This is a genomic window from Bacillus sp. PK3_68, from assembly GCF_003600835.1.
Taxonomy (GTDB): domain Bacteria; phylum Bacillota; class Bacilli; order Bacillales; family Domibacillaceae; genus Pseudobacillus.
Map to the genome: position 1 here is coordinate 395,269 of NZ_NQYC01000001.1, position 22,952 is coordinate 418,220.

19 protein-coding genes, 2 pseudogenes and 1 riboswitch are annotated in these 22,952 nt (G+C 38.3%); of the genes and pseudogenes, 5 read left to right on the top strand and 16 right to left on the bottom strand.

The genetic code is table 11. The features are described 5' to 3' along the window. Positions 1 to 106: 106 nt before the first annotated feature. The 3 genes and pseudogenes from CJ483_RS25620 to CJ483_RS01920 form a co-directional block, all read right to left on the bottom strand. Positions 107 to 421: pseudogene (locus CJ483_RS25620) on the bottom strand (methyl-accepting chemotaxis protein); the annotation flags it as partial. Positions 422 to 532: 111 nt separating this feature from the next. Then, positions 533 to 907 (bottom strand): annotated as a pseudogene (locus CJ483_RS25625) (PAS domain-containing protein); the annotation flags it as partial. A gap of 20 nt (positions 908 to 927) precedes the next feature. Then, a riboswitch (cyclic di-GMP riboswitch) is annotated at positions 928 to 1,014 on the bottom strand. 233 nt (positions 1,015 to 1,247) lie between these two features. Then, positions 1,248 to 2,120: an AraC family transcriptional regulator gene (locus CJ483_RS01920; protein WP_120031414.1), complete on the bottom strand. Its 873-nt coding sequence runs from the start codon at positions 2,118 to 2,120 to the stop codon at positions 1,248 to 1,250. A gap of 327 nt (positions 2,121 to 2,447) precedes the next feature. On the opposite strand from CJ483_RS01920, the gene CJ483_RS01925 reads away from it, so the two are divergent. Then, positions 2,448 to 2,915 carry a hypothetical protein gene (locus CJ483_RS01925; protein ID WP_120031416.1) on the top strand — a complete coding sequence of 156 codons (468 nt, stop codon included), beginning with the start codon at positions 2,448 to 2,450 and terminating at the stop codon, positions 2,913 to 2,915. 595 nt (positions 2,916 to 3,510) lie between these two features. Here the strand turns inward: CJ483_RS01925 and solA are convergent. The 7 genes from solA to CJ483_RS01970 all read right to left on the bottom strand — a co-directional run bounded on the left by solA (position 3,511) and on the right by CJ483_RS01970 (position 10,867). Then, on the bottom strand, positions 3,511 to 4,656 hold the full coding sequence (gene solA, locus CJ483_RS01940) for an N-methyl-L-tryptophan oxidase (protein ID WP_120031422.1): 1,146 nt from the start codon (positions 4,654 to 4,656) through the stop codon (positions 3,511 to 3,513). A 426-nt stretch (positions 4,657 to 5,082) separates the two neighbouring features. Next, positions 5,083 to 6,534: a sodium:solute symporter family protein gene (locus CJ483_RS01945; RefSeq protein ID WP_120031424.1), complete on the bottom strand. Its 1,452-nt coding sequence runs from the start codon at positions 6,532 to 6,534 to the stop codon at positions 5,083 to 5,085. Between the two features lie 30 nt (positions 6,535 to 6,564). Next, positions 6,565 to 7,815: an NAD(P)/FAD-dependent oxidoreductase gene (locus CJ483_RS01950; protein ID WP_120031426.1), complete on the bottom strand. Its 1,251-nt coding sequence runs from the start codon at positions 7,813 to 7,815 to the stop codon at positions 6,565 to 6,567. 181 nt (positions 7,816 to 7,996) lie between these two features. After that, the gene (locus tag CJ483_RS25630) at positions 7,997 to 8,365 is read right to left on the bottom strand and encodes a PucR family transcriptional regulator (protein ID WP_120031428.1); all 369 of its coding nucleotides are present in this window, start codon (positions 8,363 to 8,365) and stop codon (positions 7,997 to 7,999) included. Further along, positions 8,284 to 9,204 (bottom strand): CdaR family transcriptional regulator, encoded by a 921-nt coding sequence (locus CJ483_RS01960; protein ID WP_120031430.1) that lies wholly within the window; start codon positions 9,202 to 9,204, stop codon positions 8,284 to 8,286. The genes CJ483_RS25630 and CJ483_RS01960 overlap by 82 nt, the downstream gene beginning before the upstream one ends. Before the next feature lie 241 nt (positions 9,205 to 9,445). Further along, positions 9,446 to 10,249, bottom strand: a complete 804-nt coding sequence (locus CJ483_RS01965; protein WP_259455537.1) for a CPBP family intramembrane glutamic endopeptidase — start codon at positions 10,247 to 10,249, stop codon at positions 9,446 to 9,448. Positions 10,250 to 10,447: 198 nt separating this feature from the next. After that, positions 10,448 to 10,867, bottom strand: coding sequence for a carboxymuconolactone decarboxylase family protein (locus CJ483_RS01970; protein ID WP_120031432.1), 420 nt, complete (start codon positions 10,865 to 10,867; stop codon positions 10,448 to 10,450). Between the two features lie 120 nt (positions 10,868 to 10,987). Here CJ483_RS01970 and CJ483_RS01975 point away from each other — a divergent pair, with 120 nt between their 5' ends. Beyond that, positions 10,988 to 11,428: an Lrp/AsnC family transcriptional regulator gene (locus tag CJ483_RS01975; RefSeq protein WP_120031434.1), complete on the top strand. Its 441-nt coding sequence runs from the start codon at positions 10,988 to 10,990 to the stop codon at positions 11,426 to 11,428. Between the two features lie 182 nt (positions 11,429 to 11,610). On the opposite strand, the gene CJ483_RS01980 is transcribed toward CJ483_RS01975, so the two are convergent. From CJ483_RS01980 to pdxR, 3 genes are all read right to left on the bottom strand, one after another. Then, entirely contained in the window at positions 11,611 to 13,773 is a 2,163-nt protein-coding gene (locus CJ483_RS01980) for a sensor domain-containing protein (protein ID WP_120031436.1), read from the bottom strand. Positions 13,774 to 14,018: 245 nt separating this feature from the next. Beyond that, positions 14,019 to 14,162: a hypothetical protein gene (locus tag CJ483_RS24310; RefSeq protein ID WP_182916935.1), complete on the bottom strand. Its 144-nt coding sequence runs from the start codon at positions 14,160 to 14,162 to the stop codon at positions 14,019 to 14,021. A 57-nt stretch (positions 14,163 to 14,219) separates the two neighbouring features. Further along, complete coding sequence (pdxR, locus tag CJ483_RS01985) at positions 14,220 to 15,599, bottom strand: MocR-like pyridoxine biosynthesis transcription factor PdxR (protein ID WP_120031438.1); 1,380 nt, start codon at positions 15,597 to 15,599, stop codon at positions 14,220 to 14,222. 91 nt (positions 15,600 to 15,690) lie between these two features. Between pdxR and CJ483_RS01990 the strand changes: the two genes are divergently transcribed. Further along, positions 15,691 to 16,260, top strand: coding sequence for a GNAT family N-acetyltransferase (locus tag CJ483_RS01990; RefSeq protein ID WP_120031440.1), 570 nt, complete (start codon positions 15,691 to 15,693; stop codon positions 16,258 to 16,260). Positions 16,261 to 16,465: 205 nt separating this feature from the next. On the opposite strand, the gene CJ483_RS01995 is transcribed toward CJ483_RS01990, so the two are convergent. Beyond that, complete coding sequence (locus tag CJ483_RS01995) at positions 16,466 to 16,924, bottom strand: divergent PAP2 family protein (RefSeq protein ID WP_120031442.1); 459 nt, start codon at positions 16,922 to 16,924, stop codon at positions 16,466 to 16,468. Positions 16,925 to 17,506: 582 nt separating this feature from the next. Continuing rightward, positions 17,507 to 18,889, bottom strand: a complete 1,383-nt coding sequence (locus CJ483_RS02000; RefSeq protein WP_120031444.1) for a sigma-54 interaction domain-containing protein — start codon at positions 18,887 to 18,889, stop codon at positions 17,507 to 17,509. 651 nt (positions 18,890 to 19,540) lie between these two features. On the opposite strand from CJ483_RS02000, the gene CJ483_RS02005 reads away from it, so the two are divergent. Together CJ483_RS02005 and CJ483_RS02010 are read left to right on the top strand one after the other, a co-directional pair. Continuing rightward, positions 19,541 to 20,947 (top strand): amino acid permease, encoded by a 1,407-nt coding sequence (locus tag CJ483_RS02005; RefSeq protein WP_406908639.1) that lies wholly within the window; start codon positions 19,541 to 19,543, stop codon positions 20,945 to 20,947. A gap of 327 nt (positions 20,948 to 21,274) precedes the next feature. After that, on the top strand, positions 21,275 to 21,952 hold the full coding sequence (locus tag CJ483_RS02010) for a DUF2711 family protein (RefSeq protein WP_182916936.1): 678 nt from the start codon (positions 21,275 to 21,277) through the stop codon (positions 21,950 to 21,952). Between the two features lie 394 nt (positions 21,953 to 22,346). On the opposite strand, the gene CJ483_RS02015 is transcribed toward CJ483_RS02010, so the two are convergent. Beyond that, a complete protein-coding gene (locus CJ483_RS02015; RefSeq protein WP_120031448.1) occupies positions 22,347 to 22,838 on the bottom strand; it encodes a GNAT family N-acetyltransferase in 492 nt (163 codons plus the stop codon). Positions 22,839 to 22,952: the final 114 nt, after the last annotated feature.

A 22,952-nucleotide genomic window follows, 5' to 3' on the forward strand; every position in this document is an offset into this window, starting at 1 on the left:
TTAGTATTAGAAATCTTTTAACAAACGTTAAACCAATTAGACGTTATTTGGTTTGTCCCTTTCTACTAACTGTGATCTGTTCTTATGACGATCGACGAATTGTTTTTTATTTCATCATATTCTCGAATTCTTCAATACCCTTATTAAATTCGGATTGCGTTTCTATGATTATTTGCTGTAAATCATCGGTTATTTGGCTAATCCTTCTTACTTCGTTTGAAATGTTTTCTACATTCATATTCATATTTTTAACGGCATGATCAACCTGACCAGCCAATTTCCGCACTTCATCAGCGACCACCTTAAAACCTCGTCCATGTTCTCCCACCCGGGCAGCTTCAATAGCTGCATTTAAGGCTAGCATATTCGTTTGTGAGGAAATATTGCGTATAAGTTTAGATATCTCACTGATTAGATCTGTTTGCGTTTTTAATGATTCGATGGCCTGAATTTTTTCAGAAGAATTGGTGACAATTATATTGACTAATTCTACGGGCATATCTTTTAATTGAGAAATGATTTCCCTTGTATAATTTTCTCGTTCTGTAATATTAGTGGCGATTTTTAGAACAGCTTCCACTTCCCCGTCCGCATCTCGAACCGGAATATAGGTCGCTTCGAACCATAGTAAATTTTCCCGCTTGCTTACTCTCTGAATTTTCTCTTGGAATTTGACTCCTTTTCCAAGGTTCATCCACAAGTCTTCATACTGCCTGCTGTTTCTAAACGCTGGCCTGCAAAATTGCTCATGCTTCATATTTTTCATTTCACTGGCTGTATAGTCCAAAGTCTTTGCAAAGTTTTCATTCGCCCAAATCACTTCTCTGTTCAAATTAAATTCTATCATTGCTAAGTTGGACTCCAATGCCGTTACAACAGCTGCTTCGTTTAATACTTGCGAAGTCATTATTTTACCCCTCTCATTGTAGAGGCAGCCCAGCCATCATAACCCATTTGGTTTTAGACCTGTCGGCTTTGCGTCCTAATCTTTCGACAAGTTTGCTTTTCACATTTTTAATAAGTAATAGTTATATTATAAGTCTTTTTATTGGCAATGTTGTAAAATTTTGTAGAAAATAAAAAAATCACTGTCAGGCTACTGCTTTAAGATGAAAATAAAGTTATTTCATTTTATAACGTCAAACAAGCATACCCCCGTTCAGACTTCAGAACGGGGGTAATTCGATAGAAGATGCTTTACTGCGCTTGAAAGATAACTGATACGCTGATTTTCTAATTGATTATCATTACTTTTTTGAAACTGGTATCCATATTTCACTTTTGAAAGTGGGTGAAGTTACATCTTTATTTTCGTTCCACAGGATTTCTGGACCTTCTATTTGTTCATAATTTGAGGATGGGAACCATTCAGAATAAATGCGTCCCCATACATCTTGCAGCGTATCCGGAAATGGTCCGATGGCTTCAAATACAGCCCACGATAGAGCAGGAACTTCAAGCTGTGTTAGATGATCAGGACACGCTTTCGTTGTTGCCACGCCAATATAGTGATCAAGTTCCCCTTTTTCCTCCATCCTGCCTTCAGAAAAGTTGGTGGATGCACTAAGAAGTCCTATAGGTTCGACATTAGAAAGTTTTTTTAGAGTATTTATCGTTTCACCATCTAAGCTTTTCCACATAGAGGCAATGTCCGGATTAACTCCGTTGAAAATAATAGGAACTCTTTTCTTCATACCCACGATGCGAAATGCCTCTTTTCCTTCCATTCGATAGTTCATTTCATTTCCTCCTTTGATTGATAAATGGAAGGTCATTCGTGGATAAGCTTTAAGTGAATGGCCATTACTTCTAGCCTCTGAAGGTGTGATGCCATGCAAATTTTGAAAAGCCCGTGCAAAAGAATCGGGGGAATTATATCCATATTTTACGGCAATGTCAATGACCTTTGCGCAGCTGTCTTTAAGCTCAAACGCGGCAAGAGTAAGCCGTCTGCGCCGGATGTACTCTGATAATGAAACACCTGAAAGAAAGGAAAACATCCTTTTAAAGTGATATTCGGAGCAGAAAGCCCGTCTTGCTACTTCTTTAAAATCAATCTCATTCGTAAGGTTTTCTTCAATATATTGTAATGCGCCATTCATGTCTTTAAGCAAATCCATTGATATGACCTCCTTTATCAAAAGAATAGCAAGAATCAAATGCATCCATCCGGCTTTTCGTGCACAATTATGTAGGGTTAATTTATAGATAATAAAACGTGTTATTCAACAAAATAGTCCAATTGAAGAATAACAGAAGAAGAATTTTCAAATAACTTTATCTTTAATGTAACATCTTTACTTATAATTAAACGACTTTATTGTAAGTCGACAACTGGATGTTTTATAGAAGATAGACTCATGCAACACTACAAAACTGATGCTACTAGAACTTTTGCACAATGAAAAGCGTTCGTAACCATTCCATGAAGAAAGGGATAGATGATAATGTTAACTTTTCAAAGATTAATAGCCAGCAAAGACTTTGAATTTTATAGAGTTATTACTCCTGACTTTGATGATGTAGGATACTTAATATTTTATGATACTCACCGGAAAACTGTCTTAAGTGATAATACGGTTTTATCCGAAAGTGGGATGAGTGAGGAGGAATTTGAAGATTATGCTAGAGCTAATCATATTGCTGTCTTGTTCTTTTCGTATTTTGAAACTCACCATGAGAAATATGATAGTGAATTTCGACAAATATTAAATTTTGTTGACGGCATGTTAGATTATAAACCAGATACCACTTATTTTATGGATGTTTACACTATTGATAAAGAACTGGAGTTTGGTTATCCTAATGAATTCGAGAAGGTAAGTGAATTTGCAAGTTATTTAGTAGAGAGAGCAAATAAAGAAATTACTGTTCCAAAAATCAGTAGGAATTCTTTTAAACACTTAACTCAGTAATAGAAATGTTAAAATCAATATTTCAACAAGAAGCTTTAATTCATTCTAAAAACAAAAAAACATAAAAATCTCTGTGAAAGTTAACAGGAATTTCCTTTGCCAAGTTGTTTTTCAACAACACAAAAAACTCATTTTGGATATGAATGAGTTTCATTTTATCAACAAAAGGGGTTCGGAATGGTCTTATTCTGAACCCCTTTTGATTTTTCATTAGTTTTAAAGCCATTCGAGAGAAAGATATCCCTCTCCAAGTTCATCTTAAAGCAAGTATAGTTGTACGGCTACCCTAATTTTGCAAGCCCTATTGATTGGAATGGAAGGCGCGAAGACTCCTGCGGGATCAGCGGGACAGGTGAGACCCCGCAGGCGCTTTCGCGACGAGGAGGCTCACCGCCCGCCCCGCGGAAAGCGAAGCGTCTGGAATGGAAATCAACAGTCCCCGTTCAGCTCTAATGTCATTAAGTTTGTCTACATTCTGAAACTCATTTGGAATACAAATGAGTTTTTTCTTTTAAACCAATATTTATAGACTACTTTTAATCCGTATCTATTTTAAACTAACAAGTTCTAGGCTATCAAATGAGAAAACAACTTTTCATCTTACAGTCGCTAATGCTGGTCTTGAAATGGAAAACATTGAAATATCATGAATCGTTTGCCCATGAATGATTATCTCGCTTAGTACTTCTCCTAAAACGCTACTATACTTAAAGCCGTGTCCCGAAAACCCACCGGCAATCATCACGTGCGAAAATCCAGGGTGCTGATCTATAATAAAGTCCTTATCGGGGGTTTTTGTAATCATACAGGAGCTGCCCTTTATAAGTTTGCCGGCTGCTCCTGGCAAAAACTTTTCCAAAAAGTTTCTTAAATCTCCTTCATCATTAAGGTATTTGCCAAAGTCCTGACTCATTGCATCTGGATCTGTTTCTCTCTCCGAATCATTCCGGCCAACTTTCACACCACCACCTGTTATATTTGGAAACCCATAGTATTTTTGATTTTCTACATTAAAATAGAAGCAAGGCAGCAAAGGATGTTCATAATTCTTACTATTCGCTTCAAACCATCCTAATGTTTTACGCATTGGCTGTAACGGCAACCTTAATGACGAAAGAAGTTTACCTGTCCAAGCTCCTGCACAAATCACCACTTTATCAGCATAAACAGTCTCATTTGTGGTTTTTACAGCCACTCCACTAGTTGAAAAATCAATGGATTCTACTTTTGTATTATTCTTTAGTGACATATTATATGTTAGACCTAACTGTTTGTATGCAAGGATACATTGTTCATTAAGAAGAGCTCCAGAGGAGGATTCAAAGTAGCCAACAAGATGTTCAGGAATTGAAAAACCCGGCCATCTTTTTTGAATTTCATTCGCCCTCATCCTTTCTAAGGATAAAGAATGCTCTGTAGCACTTTTGACTGTTTCTTTTATAAAGGGAGCATCATCTTCTCCCACCATCAGAGTACCAGATGGAATGAAAAGCATCTGACCCACTTCCTCTTCTAACTGCTTCCACAACTGTTGTGCTCTGAGAACGAGGCTTACATAATGGCCGCCTTCCCCAGTGGCATGGCGGATTAACCGAGTTTCCCCATGATGGCTTCCCCTGCCATGTGGAGGATCAAACGCCTCGATTAATAAAGTATCGATCCCCTTCTTAGCTAAATAACAGCCTGTGGCCATTCCGACAGAGCCGGCACCAACAATAACGACACTGTAATGCTTTTTCATAGCGGAGAGTCTCCCTTTCTATTCTGATCAATACTCTGGAACTCTCATTTCCCAGACATCATGAACTTGCGGGCTATTTGTAAGCAACAATCCCCAAACCAAAGCTAAAACAACATGGTTAAGATAAAAAACGTCACAGAAAGGATGCTAAACCTTTCCCTCGCATTTGTCCTCTTCCTTCCTGGATTGTCTTACTCTACCCCTTCAACTAAAGGAGCCGGGAATGAGAGGAGAAGGAAATACTTTTTAAAGAATGTAAAATAAGTCTATTTGCCTCTGGCATACTTTACCCAGCCCACTATTACTGTTGCTGCTGCTATATAGCAAACACTAGCTGAAAAATAAACGATAAAATCCCATATACCCATTGTGTGACCCCCTCTTTCAGTAAGTAATTAGATTTTTCGCTATTTCCGCTGTTCTTGTTTATGCATCTACTTTCTCCGTAGGCATGTTTTGATAATTTCGCGGCATTTTATGCAACGTCATAAAGTGAGTAACCCAAAAAACAACTAAATTTACGACGATCCCTACTGCAATGGCCGGAATGCCAAAAGGTTCTCCTAAAATGTTCAGCCATAGGATCGTGACAAGCAGGCCCGCTACAATGGCTGGCGGCCCAGCATATGGAGATACTTTGCGCTCCGAAGGCCCTTCCCAAAGTATAGCTATACATAGTGGTGGCAAGACCGATGGAGCCCATAGCTGAAAAGCGTATAACATGAGCCCCATTACACTAGGGATAAATAACGATACAATAATCCCGCCAATTCCAACTATCAAAGTGGAGTATTTTGTCCATTTTAACAAGCTGCTGTCATCAGCACTCTTGTTAATAATCTTGCCGTAAATATCTCTTGTAAAAATAACGGCTGCCGTATTTAAGATAGAGCTTCCTGTCGACATGACAGCTGAAAGCAATCCACCAAATACTAACCCCACAATGCCGATCGGTAAATACTCCTGTGCATAAGTAACAAATACCACATCTCCATTTAAACCTGGAAATTCAACAAATCCAATCAGACCGATTACCATGATTACGATGGTAAGAAAAATGTACATAACGGCAAAAGATACAGTGCTCCACTTGCTAATATTGGATGTTTTAGAAGATGCGTATCGCTGGATATAGTGCGGCGCTAGCGCCTCTCCTAATAAAAAACTTAAGAATGTTGCAATAAATATACCAACTGTCCAAGGTCCTCCAAAAAAGACCAAATGCTCTGTATCAATGGCACCTACTTGATCAATAATCTGTGTCATGCCTCCCATTTTGTTAACACCTATGACGGCGGCTGTAGCCATACTGCCCACAAGAATAATAAACTGAATAGCGTCCGTATATATAACTGCTAGCATCCCTCCCGCCCATGTATAAATGATTGTTATTAACGCACCAATAATGGTTAAAGTGATAAAGGGCAACTCGATAACCGGCTCTAAAATACGACCGAGCGCCAAAACCTGAACACCAAACATGCTTGCCATAAACAAGAATGCAATAATACTGGCTATAAGCTGGCCTGACCTTCCAAAATAAAACTCCATAATATCGCCAATCGTATATATATTTTCCATCTTACTTATGCGCGGTGCTACGAAAAATCCAATCAGAATTTGGCTGATGACCACTCCTAGAAGTGCCAAGAAAACAACAATACCAGTTTCATAAACGAAAGAAACTCTGCCAACTGTTGCCCCACCGCCGGCTAATGTAGCCCCGATAGTCGCAAAAATCAAAGCAAATGGCATAGATCTCCCTGCGACAGAATAATCACTGAAGGATGTAATCTTATTCATTGTGAAATAACCGATCCATAAAACAACTAACATATAAACAACTAGTATGGTAAGGTCCAGCCCACTTAGCATCATAATCCCTCCTGTATTTTCATTTATCGTTACTCATACAGCAAAGCGATTCGGTTCAAATGGCTGTATATTAAATTCGGTTTGCCCGGAATGAATTAAATCTGACATTATCTTGCCTGTAGCAGGCGCCATGGCCATGCCGACCATGCCATGTCCGGTTGAAACAAACAGGTTTTTATAGTCTGGAACTCTCCCTAAAACAGGTAAGCCATCCGGTGTCATCGGCCGCATTCCTGTCCACTCTTCCTCCATATCACCCGTTAAATCTTCATTTAAGTAACCTGAGACAGCGGAGCGGATTCCTTGCAGCCGCTTCTTATCAAGTTTCGTGTTAATTCCCGACAATTCCATCGTGCCACCCATTCTTACCGCACCATCAAATGGTGTGATTCCTGCTTTGACATCCCCCAAATAAAGGGGCCGCTGGATATGAATCTTTGGGTTAGTGGCGGTAATGCTATAACCTTTTCCAGCAGTTAAGGGAAGAGCATAACCAATTCTCTTGGCTAAAGTGCCAGACCATGCTCCATTTGCTAACAAGAAGTGATCTGCTTCAATCCGAGTTGATTTTGTGTGTACGGCTATCACTTCATGTCCCTGTCTTTCCATGTCGATGACTTCTGTGTGGGGCAATAGTTCTGCACCGGAAGCGGCCAGCTTTCTTGTAAGCGCTTTAGAAAAAGATTCTGGTCGAATATGATATTGTTTTGAAAGTAAAATTCCTCCAATTACTTGATTAGACAGGTTGGGTTCTAGGTCTCTCACTTCTGCAGCACTCAGGGCAACTGGTGATTCGTGTCCATGAACAGCCGCTCCATTTTCCAGCCGCTTAATTTTATTGTTAAGATTTTCTTGATGCAAGAAAGCGAATAAGATTCCTTTTCTGTGTAATTCAAAGTCCAATCCTTCAGACTGAAGTGAATCAAATAATTTCAATGTCGATTGGCTCAGTGTTAACAAGGCTGTTTCTCCATCTTCAAAATCGCGTTCGTTACAATACTTCATAAACTGGCTCATCCATCCGGATAACTGAGGAAGTGCGGATGGCTTAATATACAAAGGACTGTCTTTTTGGAGCAGCATTTTAAATGATTCTGTCATTAATCCGGGGGCTGGGACGGGTTCGTGTAAAGCTGGACAGATCCACCCCTGATTTCCCCTTGAACACGCCTCTCCAAATTCTCCTTTATCCACGACAGTCACATCGTAGCCTGCTTGTATTAAATAATAGGCACTGCTAAGACCAATGACACCGCCTCCAATAATAACTACTTTCTCTTTCATATCTAAATGCTCCTTTCCATTCACCAGCAATTCATTTGAATTTTCTGATAATTTTATTTAATTTTATTATTAGTGGCGGAATTGTACATTGTTTCATGTGCCTAATATTCAGAAGTTTTTCACAAGAAACTTTTTACTTTTTGCACAGTCATACTTTGTTCAGTCATTTTATACAGCCTGCCTACATGTCCGATGTTCCCATATTCTCCATCATTACAGCGAGATAGAGCATAAATGCATTCTTGTAATTTTTAAGATCGATATCGCTAATTTCATAAATTTTATTCAAGCGATATTGCAGTGTATTTCTATGAATAAATAACCTATTCGCGGCACTTTTCTGGTTGAATCCAGATTCACACCATGCACAAATTGTTTTGGATAAATCTTCCCAATCAGACTGTTCCTTCAAAGACGTTAACATACTTAATATGTAGCGCTTCGATAGATCTTTTTGGATGCTTGATACTAAGTCTTCAAAAAACAAATCTTGAATAAAAAAACACCTGAAGAAGCATGTAGCTTTTTTCCAATTTTCAAAGCTCTCCATGCATCTTTATAGGATTGGCTTAATTCATTCATATTCTTTGCAATGGCGCCAATTCCGATAGAGGCGGAGATTCCTTTTGCTTCAAATTGAGCGATTATGCTTGAGCACTTATCTTGTATCTCTTCGATAACTCCGTGTTCTGAGAATTGAAAGGCCAGAGCGGAAAGAACAATAAATTTATCATCCTGCATAGGGGCAATCAAGTCATTTGCTTTGTGAAAAGTCTTTTGTATGATAGCTAATACGTCTAGCTTTAGAGACTGAATCTGCAGTTCAGCAGATTGCTGCCCTCCTGCTTTTTCATATATTTTTTTAGTTAAATTTTCAAAACGAAAAAGATCAATGGCGATAGCTATATGAGGCGGCTGTAAATCATAACCTAGCTCGTGTCCTCTAGACAACAAGTAAGATTCGTCGCTCTTTTCATCATCAAAAACAGAAATCTCTTGGATCAAATTCTTCACCGCTTGTTCCCGAAGATGACTGGATTTCATATACATTTCTTGATGAAGCATCGTTTCAATATATCTCTTTAATAGATAACAATATTTCTTTACCTTTGCTTTTTCACCTGCCATTCCAAATGATCCAATATTTTTATTGAATAATTCAATGGGTAAAGCAAATCCTGGTTTCGTACCTTTCATTTTATCGATATTCATCGTATCTGGATTCGGCTTGCCTGTTTTGATAATTTGAACAGAGGCTTCATGAAAATCACCTAGCCTGGAAGGATCACTTGAACCAATAATGATCGAATCTTCATCTGTTATAATTACTTCATATCCAATAATCTCGCTTGTCGAAACGGCGATCTTCTGCGCAATATCGTCTAACATACTAGTACACCTCCCGTGCTCACTTTCTACAACTTTTTAGCTATTTTATTTATATAAAAATTCCTTCTTTTATTTTCGCATAATAGCAGTGTTTCTGGGAGATCTGCTGAATAGAAAGCTCCTCAGAAAAATAGCTACCAGAAACATCAACAGAAAGCTCTCTAAATAAAAGGTGCTTAGACTACTATTCCTTTACGTATTTAAATACAAAAAAGCCCCGGATTTCGGGACTTTTTAATCTTCATTTTAAAATAAAACCACTTAAAACCATAAGTACGTTTAAAATGACATGCCATACGATAGACGGAACAATGCTTTTAGATTTGATGGTGAGCCCGCCATAAAATAGCCCTCCCACAGAAAAAGCAAGGCAAGCAAGCCATGGAAAACCAAGTGAATAATGCTGCAAACCGAAGCCTAAGCTCGTGATGATGACTGCCCACTTTTCACCTAGTTGCTCGGAAAAGCGGCTTAAAAGAGCCCCTCGCCAAATCAGTTCTTCCAATACAGCATTTGTAAGCGAAAAGATAATAGTTAACAGCCAGACTTCCTGAATGAAAGACCAACCGTTTAGAATAACAAATGGTGTGCATATTAAAATATTTACCGTTACTGCTATAGTGAGAAAAAATTTAATCTTTGTCTGGTGAAAGCCAGACCAGATAAAGGGAAAATAAATGTATTCATTCCATTCGGGCCTTCTCCAATATCTAATAAACGGAGAGCTTGAAAAGAGTGAGAGTACAACCAGCGGGATTAAAACAGTCACTAACGATAATCTATTTAAAAAGATATGTAATTCTCGCGATTCAGCTTGAACGATCCCATGAGCGTTTATGTACAAATAAATGAAGAACCCTATCCCAAAGAAGCTAGTGGTATAAACAAATGATTTTAGAGGTTTATCCAAAATCACAAATAAAAAAATAGCAAAAAAGATGCACAAGCTCATGAGTAAGTAACTGTGAATTTGTATGGAAATAACAAGCAAGACAAATAAAGATAAGCAAGCCATGCTTTTAGTAAAAGTATGGTGTATGTTCATCCTCTCCTTTTAAGAGCGCATCCTCCTTATTTTGCTTAATTGCTTCTGGATACCGCCTACGTGTTGAATGTTGGATATATTGATATTTTCAAGACCTTTATCATTCAATTATAACGAAAAGATCATCGTCCATGCATAAGTTTAATAGCAGCGAAGAAAAAATGCTTGGAATAATGTAATCCAAGCATTTTTTATAAATTATTGTCTATCGGGTTTTAATTTCATCATCGCTCCAAAATACTGTTGAGCGGTAGTAAAACAAATAAATGCACAAAGCTCACTGATTTCAGCTTCAGAAAAATAATCGGCTACTATTTGAAAGGCCGAATCCGGAACATTTCCTTTTTCATATTTTAAAAATACCTCTGCAAATCCTGTTGCGACTGCTGTTTTTTCATCAAATAAATGCGGATCGGGCTTCCCTTTTGCCTTGCAATACTCACAGCCATTACTTTGTGCCAAAGTTCTTCTAACCTGCTCTTTTAGTTTAGATGAAAGCAGTCCATCCTGCTCCAGCACTTCTCCTAAATCAGACCATGCCTCCATTACTTTTCTATTGTGGCCTAATAATTTTTGAAAAGGTGTCTTCCCGAAGTTTGATTGAATAACTCTTGCCACCTTCACCACCTCCTTGTTACATTAAATATAAACTGAAAAAGCTTGATTTCACATTAAATACAAAATGTTTTTCCATAAGGTAAATTAAACATTCAACAAAAAAGGGAGATTTCTTTAAAAATGAAAATAGATGAGATTGATAAGAAAATATTAGTTGAGTTATCGCAGAACAGCCGTTTATCGATGAGTGAACTTGGAAGGAGAATTAATTTATCTTCCCCGTCTGTTACTGAACGGGTCAGACAAATGGAGTCATTTGGAATTATCAAGAAGTATACATTAGACATTGATTACGAAAAATTAGGGCTGCCTATTCAATGCATCGTAGAGGCAACAGTGAAAAATGGGGATTATAACCGCTTTAAAAGGTATATAGAAAGCCTTCCGAATGTTGATTTTTGTTACCGGATTGCGGGCAATGCCTGTTATATGCTGAAGATGCAATTTGAAAATTTCTCTCAAGCAGAAGAGTTCATTAACACAGTCAATCCTTATGCTTCTACTGTTACCCATTTTATTTTTTCAGAAGTAGAAACAAATGTACAAATAGATTTAGAATGACCCTTTCTACGCTACTAAATAAGGAGACCTAAGTTGTTAGAGTAGAAATCGATGGGCTGTCGCCTGTTTTAACAGGTGTAAAAAGCTCTATTCAGGCATTAGTCATAAAAAGAAAAAGGCTGCCAATCTGCTAGCCTTTTTCTTTGCTTCGTTCAATGGTCTTTATTCCACTCCTTGCAAAGTTAGATTTTATTGATGTTTTCATAAACGATGGGCAGTTTGAGCGATTCGGCCGGCAGCGGGCGACTAAAATAATAGCCTTGCCCCTCATCGCATCCTTCCTTCTTCAGAAAAGCCAACTGTTCGTCCTCTTCAATCCCCTCTGCAATCACGCCTATATTCAATTTATGGGCCAAAGATATAATGGTAGAAGCAATAGCCATTCCATTTAAGTTTTGTTTCATATCTTCAATAAAGCTGCGGTCAATTTTCACATGGTCAAAGGAAAACTGTCTTAAATAACTAAGCGAAGTGCACCCTGTTCCAAAATCATCAATAGCCATTGAAATACCGATTGCTTTTAGCTTCATTAAATTTTCTTTTAAAAGTTTAGTATCCTCTATTAAAACACTCTCTGTCACTTCTAGCTCTAGCCATTTTGCCTCAAGTCCTGTCTCTTTAAGCACCATGCTTACTGTTTCAACAAAACTTGGGTGCCGCAACTGTATAGTGGAAACATTGACGCATACTTTAAAGGGAGGGTGCCCAAGATCCTGCCAAGCTTTATTTTGAGAGCAAGCTGCGTGAAGAACCCAGTTGCCTATGGGAATGATTTGTCCACTTTCCTCTGCAATCGGGATAAATTGGTCCGGTGATATAAAACCAAGATTGGGATGATTCCATCGTATTAATGCTTCCATCGCTCGCAGCTCACCATTATTCAAGTCAACAATCGGTTGATAATAAAGCAAAAACTCCAGATTCTTAATCGCTGCTTTTAAATCTTTTTCAATTGTTAATTTGTAAGCAGCCTCTACTTCCAGTTCTTTTGAATAGACTGTATAGCTGTTTCTCTCATGCTTTTTTGTGTAATACATAGCTGTATCAGCATTTTTTATTAATTCCTCTACACTTTCTTTTTCTCCATCATTAAGTGCAATCCCTATACTCACTGAGGTCGATACAGAGTGCCCCATCACATCAAAAGGTTCTGCCATTGCCTGATTTAGACGCTCGGCTAATAATATGACTTCCTCTTCATCCGTATCGGGAAATAATATGACAAACTCATCTCCAGCAAATCTGCTAATCGTGGCGGCTTCATGTACAATCTCTTTTAATCGCCTAGAAACCGCTTTTAAAAATTCATCTCCTACATGGTGTCCCAATGAGTCGTTGATCACTTTAAAGCGATCCATATCCAGAAAGAGGACCGCATACTGGTGGTGACTCCCTTCTGATAGCTTGGCAACTTGCTGGAGCCGATCCTCAAACAATTTTCGGTTTGGCAATTTAGTTAACGGATCATAGAATGCCAGGTCCTCCATCAACCTTCTATGCTCTAATTTTTCTGTAATATCTTTAGCAATTCCATAAGCCCCTATGACTTCTTCGCCTGATCTCATCGGAAAATTGGTAATATCCAGGTATTTCTGTTCTCCATTTTTGCACATGATGGAAACTTCATAGTTTTTGGTAGCTCCCTGTTTCGCTTCTTCAAAATTGTGAACAGCAATGGGCAGATCTTCAGGAACGATCAGCGGAATAAAAGACATCTCTAACAATTCATTTGTCGAATAACCTGTTAGCGCTTTACACCCCGGATTCGCATCTATAAAATTGCCGTCCATATCAAAAGTGAAAATAGCATCTGGGTTATTATAAAAGAGAGATTGGAAGCGCTCTTTATTTTCTTTCAGCTTTACATGAGCAATGACTTCTTTTGTTATATCAACCACTGTTCCGAATATCATTCTTTTGCCATTCACAATGGCTTTAGTCGCATGCACGGCTGCATGTATCAGACTACCGTCTTTTTTAAATGCTCTCACATGGTATGGCACTGGAGCCCCGCGCTCTCCCGTTTCTTTATGAACGCCTTCTCGTAATAAAGATAAATCATCAGGATGTATTAATTTATCTAATGCGACTTTGTCTCCAACTAACTCCTCTTTTGTATATCCAACAAGTTGGCAAAATTGATGATTAATATACGAGTAAGTAGCATCTTCTAATACGTACATACCGACAGGTGCATTTTCAACTAGAGTTTCAAACATCTCTTTATAAAAAGCAGGCTCTTTTGAAAGTGCTTGATGATTCTCCTCTAGTGAGCTCTGGAGATGGCCTTGAAATAGTTGTATATCACGGCTGCAGCTGTAGTTTTCATTGTTTTCATTTTTCATTATGTTTACCTCCAAGAGGACGGATTCACTTGTATAATTTAGAGTACCTATCTAGAGCAGCATTTGACAAGAGTAAATATAGACGAGCAAGCATTTAAATTGTGAATGATCCATCTTCTTCCACAAAAAGGATATACTTCACGTGGACAAAAAGACCGACATAGAATCGTAACTTGTTCTGTGTCGGTCTTTCTGCATTATGAAGAGTATTTTATTCAACAAGCGATTTTTACATTTTGGCTCTGCTAAAGATCCATGATATTTTTTGAATCGTTGATGATAATGGAGAACGTCCCCCTGCGCAGTGCCTGTTCATTGTCTATTACATTTCCCTTATCTTTCTTAAGGTAAACACCGTTCGTTATGTCATCATCCTTCATCCCCAGCATTTATGTTCTTCTTCCAAGAGAAGATCCATTATAAGGTAGATGAAGTTTTTTATTTACTCATCTGCGGTCGCTGTGGTCAGCACAAAGAAAATAACTTAATTTCTTTATTCCGTGCTCTATCTCCTCTAAACTTGGCTCCCCGTATCCGATCATAATCTGGTTGTTCGGTTTCTGCTGTTCATACAGGCTAGAAATTCGATCTAACGCAATGCCTTGCTGATAAGCTTGGTGAATTACATGATCTTCTGTCAGATGAGCGGGCAATTCTAACACAATATGTAATCCCGCTTCCTCCCCTTTTACTTTAAAGCCCTGGCCTAAATATCTTTCAATATTCTTTAATAAGTGCATTCGTTTCTTCCGATAGAGCACCCGCATTTTCGCAACATGTTTGCTATATAGCTCTTTGTTTATGAATTCGGCCAACGTATGCTGGTCTACTTTAGAAACGGTTGATTTTAGATGCTTATTAAAATCTTCAAACGGCTTCACGAAATGAGCGGGCAATACAATGTAACTGATTCGTAAAGAAGGCATCAATGTTTTAGAAAACGTGCCAAAATAGATTACATGCTGAAGCTGGTCCAGATTGGCTAAAGTTGGAATAGGCGTACCTGTGTACCGAAACTCTGAATCATAATCATCCTCTATAATGACGCCTTGATTCTTCCTTGCCCAATTTAACAGATCTATCCTTCTTTGGATTGTCATGACCTGCCCATTTGGAAATTGGTGAGCGGGTGTCGTATACAGGCAATTTATATGAAGATCTGGTACTTGGCAGCCCTCTTCATCTACATCGACAAGCTTATAGGGACGCCCAAGCTGCCGAAGTGTGGCCTTTGCTCTCATAAAACCAGGCTCTTCTATCCCTATGCTCCTATCTTTAAAAAACAGCATGCAATTCATAAATTGTTGTTGAAAGCCGCTAAAGACAAATACTTGCTGATAACTGCAACTTAGTCCTCTAGCTGTTGCTAAATACTGGGCAATCGCGCGACGAAGCACTTCTTCTCCTTGCCATGGGGCATTTTGAGGAGAAAGCATCTGCAGCTTTTCACGGTAAATGCGCAACCACTGATTATAAGGAAAGCTATGCAAATCTACCTGCCCGTTTCTAAAGTTATAAGCAGGGGGAACTTCTTGCTGATTGTTTGGTAAATCTTCCGTTTTGTTTTTTTGTTCATGCCATTCTTCCAAAATAGCCGCTACGAAGTACCCTCTCCTCTCTATCGAATAAATGTATCCTTCACTTACCAATTGATCGTATGCTTGTTGAACAGTGATCACACTGACATTCAATTGAACAGCTAACTTTCTTTTAGCGGGCAACTGCGTATCCTTTCTGAAATTCCCAAGCAAAATGCCTTGTCGGATGCCTTCATAAATTTGAAGAAACTTTGGCTTCTTATGAGAGAAGTGAATTTCTAATTCCATATCCATACTCCCTGGTATTATATTTTTTATCATTTTTGATACTACCTATATTACCAAAAATGCTTTTAAATGGTGACAGGGAGTGATACAAATGAGAAAACTAGAAAACAAAGTGGTTTCATTAATTCCCATCCAGTTAGAGCATATTGATGGAATCCACGCTGCAGCCCAAGACATGAGCATTTGGGAGCATATGTCTGTTAACTTAATGACTAAAGAGGACTGTAGAAATTATGTAGAGGATGCGTTAAAGAAGCGTGAAAGTGGCACAGACTTTGCGTTTGTGATTTTCCATAATGACACCAAGCAAATTATTGGCTGTACTTGGTTATTGGATATTCACCCAGCGCATAAACGGTTAGAAATTGGTTCCACCTGGCTGAACCCAAATTATTGGCGCACAACCGTCAATACAAATTGTAAATGGCTGTTGCTGCAACACTGTTTTGAGGAGCTTGACTATAACCGTGTGCAAATTAAAACAGGGCACCGTAATGTACGCTCTCAAAAAGCAATTGAACGAATCGGCGGCATAAAGGAAGGGATGTTGCGAAATCATATGATCCAGCGAAATGGAGATATTCGGCACACGGTAATGTACAGCATGACACAAGAAGATTGGCCAAAGGTAAAACAGCTATTTCTGGCTCAATTGTTGTAAAAAAAGCATAACTGCAAACAGGTGAATAGGTGTGCTTTATTGAACCCTGTTGATAGGGAGCTATAAATGACTTTAAAAAGAGCGCGTTCTTGCAAGCATTCGTATATAATCACTCGGCAAGAACGCCTCCTCATCAGACCTACTCTCTTCCGCTAATCCGCTCGTCTTCTCCAATGATCTCCTATGTATCTTACTGAAAGAGGCATCATTTTTCCGATAAGTAATAACCCGCTGCTCCTAATACGACACCCAACAAGGCTCCCCCCAGTACCTCACCTGGTTTGTGGCCAAGGACCTCTTTAAGTGGATCAGGTACCTTTTCTTCATATTTAACCGGATCATCTTTATGAATTTTATCGATCAATTCATCTAGGTCGTTCACTTTTAAAGTTAATTCTCCTGTTTGTCTGCGGATGCCCTGCGCATCGTACATCACAATGACCCCAAAAATAACTGAAAGAGCGAAATCGATGGACGATGCACCTTTTTTCATAGCAATGTAAGTGGCCAGAGAGGATACTCCAGCCGAGTGAGAGCTTGGCATTCCACCTGTGGCTAAAAACAGTTCAGGCTTCCATTCCTTTTTCTTTATATAATGAAGTGGTATTTTTAAAGCCTGGGCCATTCCAATACTTGATAATGCAGTAATTATTCCTTTATTCAAAATGCTCACCTCCATGTTATTTTGAAAAAAGTTGGTTGTTTTTATTCTTTCTTCAGATCATTAATAAAAAAGACAAACAGTCCTTAACATAGGGTTTAGCCGGTCTAATAGGATATTTCTCTTTTTTTCAGGAAGTTAAACAAAAAACTTGAGGAAAAACAGGATAGCTAGACTTTTTTCATCGATTGCTTTTTTTAGTGACTGTTTTTTTGTTATATTTATTTGAATTTTGCATACATTACATTATTCACTAATTGTCATATCTCTTCCTAAAACGATAGGAACGTTATTCTACCGTCCGAAATGGTTTAGGTTTAAATGCTAAATCCATGCTTCTTCAATAAATACCATTATGCAGCCCTATTCTCATAACTGGGCCAGCGATTCTTTTGATATAGAAAAGACTGAGCTGCAAGAGATACTTCTTCTGTGTATCCCTTATTACATAACCCTTAGCTCCAATAGGCTTTACGTTACTATGATAAAAGGGTCCCTCACGTAAACGGCCATGCTAAGCACCCCGCTCTTATTTTCGAACGGGGCGCCCGATAAATTGACCATTTAGCAAATCAAGCGAGCTTGTTAGATGGATTCTTTATATTTTTTCAATTTACGAATGACGGAAGGCTGACTGATGCCTAGATATTCAGCCATTTCATACGTAGATTTACAATGTTTCTGTGCCTTAGAAAGCATTAGCTTTTCCACACGCTCCATCACATTTTTTAAATTGTGGTCTTCAATTACGAATTGTTCAATTAGCAACATCTCTTCCCCATTTGTTGGTTCTTGGCTAAGAATAGAAGCAGGTAAAGATTTTGGCCAAATCATCGTTTCCTCGGATGTTAAAATTAGCCGTTCCATTAAATTCTCTAACTCTCGTACATTGCCGGGCCACTTATACTTAAGCAGAACTTCATACGTGGAAGAGTGTAACTTTTTTGACGTATTGTATTTTCTATTAATAAGATCGACATAATGATTAATCAGCAAAGAAATATCTTCTTTCCGATTCCGTAATGGAGGGATATGAACCGGAATAACATTGAGCCTATAATATAAGTCCAGACGAAAATCGCCTTTTTGAACCATTTCCTCCAAATCTTTATTGGTCGCTGCGACCAGACGAAAATCAATACGGCGTTCTTTATTCCCGCCTATTCTCATGAATTTTTTTTCCTGCAGCACTTTTAATAATTTTGCCTGCATAGCTAAGGGCAATTCTCCAATCTCATCTAAAAATAGCGTGCCATTATGGGCTTGTTCAATTAATCCTTGTTTCCCATTCTTTTGTGCCCCTGTAAATGATCCAGATTCATAACCAAACATTTCTGATTCAAATAAATTGATAGGAATGGTGCTGCAGTTCACTTCAATAAACGGTTCTTTTTGACGATGTCCCTGCGTGTGGAGCTTTCGGGCCAGCATGCTCTTGCCAACGCCGGATTCCCCTGTCATTAAAACAGTCGCATCCGTATTGGCCACCCGCTGTAGAGTTTTGGATATTTGCTGCATTTCCTTGCTGCGATAGTGAGTCTCTTTTTTTTCTCTCAACTCCTCTACCTCTGTTTGGTACCCTTTTAACTTTCTCTCTAATTGTTCATATTGCTCTTGCAGATTGCTAATTTCTGTTTGATCAATGGCATAGCTGATGACTCGAACAATATCTCCGTTTTCGTCGAAGATTGGGTAAGCCGTTGACATAATAATTTTGCCTTTCCTTGTATGCTGCATGATTTTAGTAGGCTGTTTCTTCTCAAGTACTATGGCTGTAATAGAAGGAGTAAGCAACCCCTGTTCCTGAAGTTTAAAAATAGATTCTCCAATATAGTTTTTTGGTTCTGCATCATAAACAGACCAATGATCGCTGTTCGTATATAAAATAATCCCTTTCTCATCCGTGATGGTAATGTTGTTATTAGAAGTCTTTATAATTTTCTCTAAAATAATATCTGCAATCGACATAAGATGCTCCTTCTTGCTTTTTTATTCATCTCTCTGTTACTTTTATTCATAATTAAAATATAATTCAAAAGTGGATCAATAATCAAGAAATGGATCAAAAAACCTCGAATTTGATACAAAAACAAATCGTTTTCTGTCATATCCAACGATAAAATGCCGAATTTTAGGCAAAAGAATGTTGGCACGCATCTTGCTTATAATATAAGGCACACTGCTTTAAATCAGTTTGAAAACGCTTAGATAGGAAGAAAAGGAATTTTTCACCTTATTCAATGAGTAAAAGTCTTCTTTCTATTAAACAGCAGGCAGATCTGGGAGATTTTTTTTCATAAGTCATAAGGTTTTGATAAAAGATACGAATAAACAAACCTTAGACTAATGTTTGTCTAGGCCCAGTGAGATTTAAAGCATTCATTATTAAAAGGGGGCATGAAAATAAATTGTAAGGTTTGTCAGAGAGCTGCCTCTTAAATTTTCTCAACATTGTTACCATTATAAATATTACTTCTATTTATAATGGCTATGAATGATGAAAATTAGGCAGAGAAAGTTTCTGATCAAGGTGCAGGGCATCAATAAACAATAACTTTTAAGATGGGGAATTTTGAAAAGGTGAGACAAACGTAAAACTTACGGAGTGGGTGATATAATTTGGGATTGCAAAATAATGATCTAAAACACGGACTAAAAACAAGACACGTAACAATGATTTCTATTGGTGGGGTAATCGGTGCAGGGCTGTTCGTAGGAAGCGGCACAATGATCACACAGGCAGGACCTGGGGCATTATTGTCTTATATTATTGCAGGATTGATGATCGTTCTTATCATGCGGATGCTTGGTGAAATGGCTGTTGTAAATCCTGATAGCGGTTCCTTTTCAACCTATGCACACCAGGCAATCGGTCCTTGGGCTGGATTTACTATCGGTTGGCTCTATTGGTTTAACTGGGTCATTATCGTTACAATTGAAGCAACCTTGTTAGGAGAAATGGTGAACAACTGGATACCTTCCATACCTATTTGGGTACCAAGTGTTATCTTTCCTATTTTGATGACGATTACAAATATTTTTTCGGTTAAAGCTTACGGAGAATTTGAGTATTGGTTAGCCTCTATTAAAGTAGCAGCCATCGTTATTTTCCTCGGTTTAGGCGTAGCTATCGTTTTTGGACTTATTCCCGGCGTTGAAGTTCAGAGCTTTTCCACTCTGGCTACAGTCGATCAATTTTTCCCTCATGGTTTTATACCGGTGCTGCTTGGAGTTATCTTTATCACATTCTCGCTATCTGGAAGTGAAGTGGCGGCTATCGCAGCTGGTGAATCAGAAAATCCGGAGAAAAATATCATTAAAGCAATAAACGCTGTAGTTTGGCGCCTTCTTCTTTTCTTTGTTGGATCAGTTGCTGTGCTAATCATGGTTATTCCGCAAGGAGCTGAAGACTTGCTTAAAACGCCTTTTGCCAGCGTATTTGATATGGCAGGCCTCCCTGCTGCAGGTCAAGTAATGAACTTTGTTATTTTTATTTCCTTGCTTTCTGTTTTGAATTCAGGACTTTATACAAGTTCCCGTATGGTATATTCTTTATCGAAAAAAGGTTCCGCTCCTAAATTCTTATCCAAGGTCAACGAGAGAGGAATTCCTATCTGGGCATTAGCAGCTAGTTTATTTTTCGCTTATGTCTTCACAATGTTTAAATTCATTTCTCCTGATACGCTATTTGTATTCTTAGCAAATAGTTCAGGCGGCGTAACGATCATTATGTATATTTTTATCGCCTTCTCTCATATACGTTTACGGAGAAAAATGGAAAAAACAAATCCAGCGGCGCTAAAAGTAAAAATGTGGTTGTTCCCTTACTTAACTTATGCAACTATCTTTGTCTTATTAGTTATCTTTGTCGCTCAGGCTTTCATCAGTTCTATGCGCTTACAATTCTTCCTTACTACCATTTTGACCATTCTCGTTATCGGCTCTTACTTTCTTTTCTATAACAAAAAAGAAATCGTTCCAAATCTGTCTCAAGCAGATCTGAAGAAAGTCGAAACGGAAAATTGATAAACAACACCTCCACCTTATGGATGCTATTTCTCATAAGGTGGAGGTGTTTTATTAATAGCCAAATCTCTTAATCTTAGCAAAATGGTTAAAATTCAAAGCCGGTTTTCATCTTACAAACATTCATGATAGAATAATGATAATTAAGTAAATGATTGGAAAATCAGGTAAGCAAATCACCTGAAGGAGACTGCCCTTTAACTAATTGAGTTGGATCTCGAGCCAGAACATCCGCTAATCCTTCAATTCCTGGGCCGACAAGCACTTCGCTAAGGAAAGAGCCCTAGATGAAACATTCGTCATTACAAAATCAAAGGAGGAATAATTTTGATCGATTATATTTCTTTAGATATAAACATCCCTATTTTGCGCCAACTTCCTCCTCCGTTTGCTTCTGCCGCCATTTTATTTCATCCTTTTGTTCAAATGTCTGCTGGATGGAAACAAGCCCAACAAAAGTATCCAAATCATCACGTTTATCCAGACGATAGGGAAATCATAGAGCTAGGCAGTCCTGTTTCATGGAAGAAGATAATGCAGCAAAGTGGCCTGTCTAGTTTTGCGGAAGTTGCTACTGCTTTATCTGATAATTGGCTTGATAGAAAATATGCAAAGCCCCATTTAGCAAAGAAATTGGACGCTGCCCTTCATGAAGACCTCTTTTGGCCGATGGAGGACACAGTATGTATCCTTCTACTGAAAGATATTCTAGATACCTTCTCTTCGAAAGGAGCAGAATACTTTTATTACGCTGATCCCATTGAAGGTAAAAAAGGGAGAGTGAGAATTACAGACATTACGCCATTTGAACTACCTTTTCTAACACTCAGCGAGATGATCATTGCTGATGAAAACATGGACTTCGCTTTTATGAGTGAGTATGATGCTTACACAACCTATTTTTTTGCGAAAGATGAAAACATCCATACAATAATTAAGCAAAAGGAATGGGAAGCCCTTATTTGTGATAAAGAAACAACCTCTGCTTGGTTTTTATCAGAATAATAATCGTATGTCGAGAAACTAAAAAAGATAATAAAATTTTAAGCCGCCACATCTTACATATTGCTATTTTTCTTTAGAATACAATAAGAATAGACGGGGACCATCAGCCAAGCCTTTATTTTTTTACAACCTTGGAATCCCCCTTGACTGTCCCTGAATAATTTCAAGTTAGCTGCTCGATTACAGAAGTGCGTTATTTTAGAAGCCAGAGTTGCCATCAGACCGGAAACCCGATGGTCTAAAACTAAAAATGACGATTCTCCAAAAAGCGATGTTTATATCAGAAAGAATCATCGCTGCATGGGAAATTGCTTCGTCATCTTCATTTCTCTCATCTCGTATGTGCCTGTCCCCTTCGGCTCATTATAATTTTTTCTTTCCCCTCCATGGCCGTTTACAGCTCCAGATGCAGAATATATAGCTCTCCATTTTTCCCCATCGCACGGATCCCTTTATCTTTAAACCCGCCTGATTGATAGACACATTGGGCTCTCTTGTTTAAATGGTTAACTCCCAAAACAATTTCATTTTTATCGGGAAAGTTTTCTTTTACAAACGAGGGCAATAATTGAATAGACTGTGTAGCTATTCCTTTTCCTTGCAAGTTGGCGTTGACTGAATAGGCTCTCAAAAGAATAGCATTCCTATTATCACTATATGACTTGACACCTTCCCAGCCGTGAAGAACGAAAAATCCAGCTGGTGTTTGATTGTAAAGAATAACAACAGGAGTGCGCTCACTATCTGTTTCACATATTGCAAGAGCATCAGCCGGCAACGAAGTGTACTTTTGCTGCTCCTCTGGTAAATAATACTCTTCTAGCTTTTCCTTATATTTAAATTTATAGAAGTCCAACGAAATCTTCTCTTTTTGAACAGTTGCCATGCGTGTGGATCTCCCTTCGTTAAGGACATGTATGTGTTTTTGTTTTATTGTAAATATTTACTTTTTGGTGTTCAAGTCGATGGATGGCAAAAACACCTAAATAAACGCTCTTTG

Coding starts and splice junctions, on each gene's coding strand:
- CJ483_RS02000 (WP_120031444.1), bottom strand. CDS start 18,889: ATGTCGATTGCAGATATTATTTTAGAGAAAATTATAAAGACTTCTAAT.
- CJ483_RS01950 (WP_120031426.1), bottom strand. CDS start 7,815: ATGAAAGAGAAAGTAGTTATTATTGGAGGCGGTGTCATTGGTCTTAGC.
- solA (WP_120031422.1), bottom strand. CDS start 4,656: ATGAAAAAGCATTACAGTGTCGTTATTGTTGGTGCCGGCTCTGTCGGA.
- CJ483_RS01920 (WP_120031414.1), bottom strand. CDS start 2,120: ATGGATTTGCTTAAAGACATGAATGGCGCATTACAATATATTGAAGAA.
- CJ483_RS25630 (WP_120031428.1), bottom strand. CDS start 8,365: ATGGAGAGCTTTGAAAATTGGAAAAAAGCTACATGCTTCTTCAGGTGT.
- CJ483_RS01925 (WP_120031416.1), top strand. CDS start 2,448: ATGTTAACTTTTCAAAGATTAATAGCCAGCAAAGACTTTGAATTTTAT.
- CJ483_RS01990 (WP_120031440.1), top strand. CDS start 15,691: ATGAGAAAACTAGAAAACAAAGTGGTTTCATTAATTCCCATCCAGTTA.
- CJ483_RS01975 (WP_120031434.1), top strand. CDS start 10,988: ATGAAAATAGATGAGATTGATAAGAAAATATTAGTTGAGTTATCGCAG.
- CJ483_RS01965 (WP_259455537.1), bottom strand. CDS start 10,249: ATGAACATACACCATACTTTTACTAAAAGCATGGCTTGCTTATCTTTA.
- CJ483_RS01960 (WP_120031430.1), bottom strand. CDS start 9,204: ATGTTAGACGATATTGCGCAGAAGATCGCCGTTTCGACAAGCGAGATT.
- CJ483_RS24310 (WP_182916935.1), bottom strand. CDS start 14,162: ATGCTGGGGATGAAGGATGATGACATAACGAACGGTGTTTACCTTAAG.
- CJ483_RS02015 (WP_120031448.1), bottom strand. CDS start 22,838: ATGGCAACTGTTCAAAAAGAGAAGATTTCGTTGGACTTCTATAAATTT.
- CJ483_RS01945 (WP_120031424.1), bottom strand. CDS start 6,534: ATGATGCTAAGTGGGCTGGACCTTACCATACTAGTTGTTTATATGTTA.
- CJ483_RS01980 (WP_120031436.1), bottom strand. CDS start 13,773: ATGAAAAATGAAAACAATGAAAACTACAGCTGCAGCCGTGATATACAA.
- pdxR (WP_120031438.1), bottom strand. CDS start 15,599: ATGGAATTAGAAATTCACTTCTCTCATAAGAAGCCAAAGTTTCTTCAA.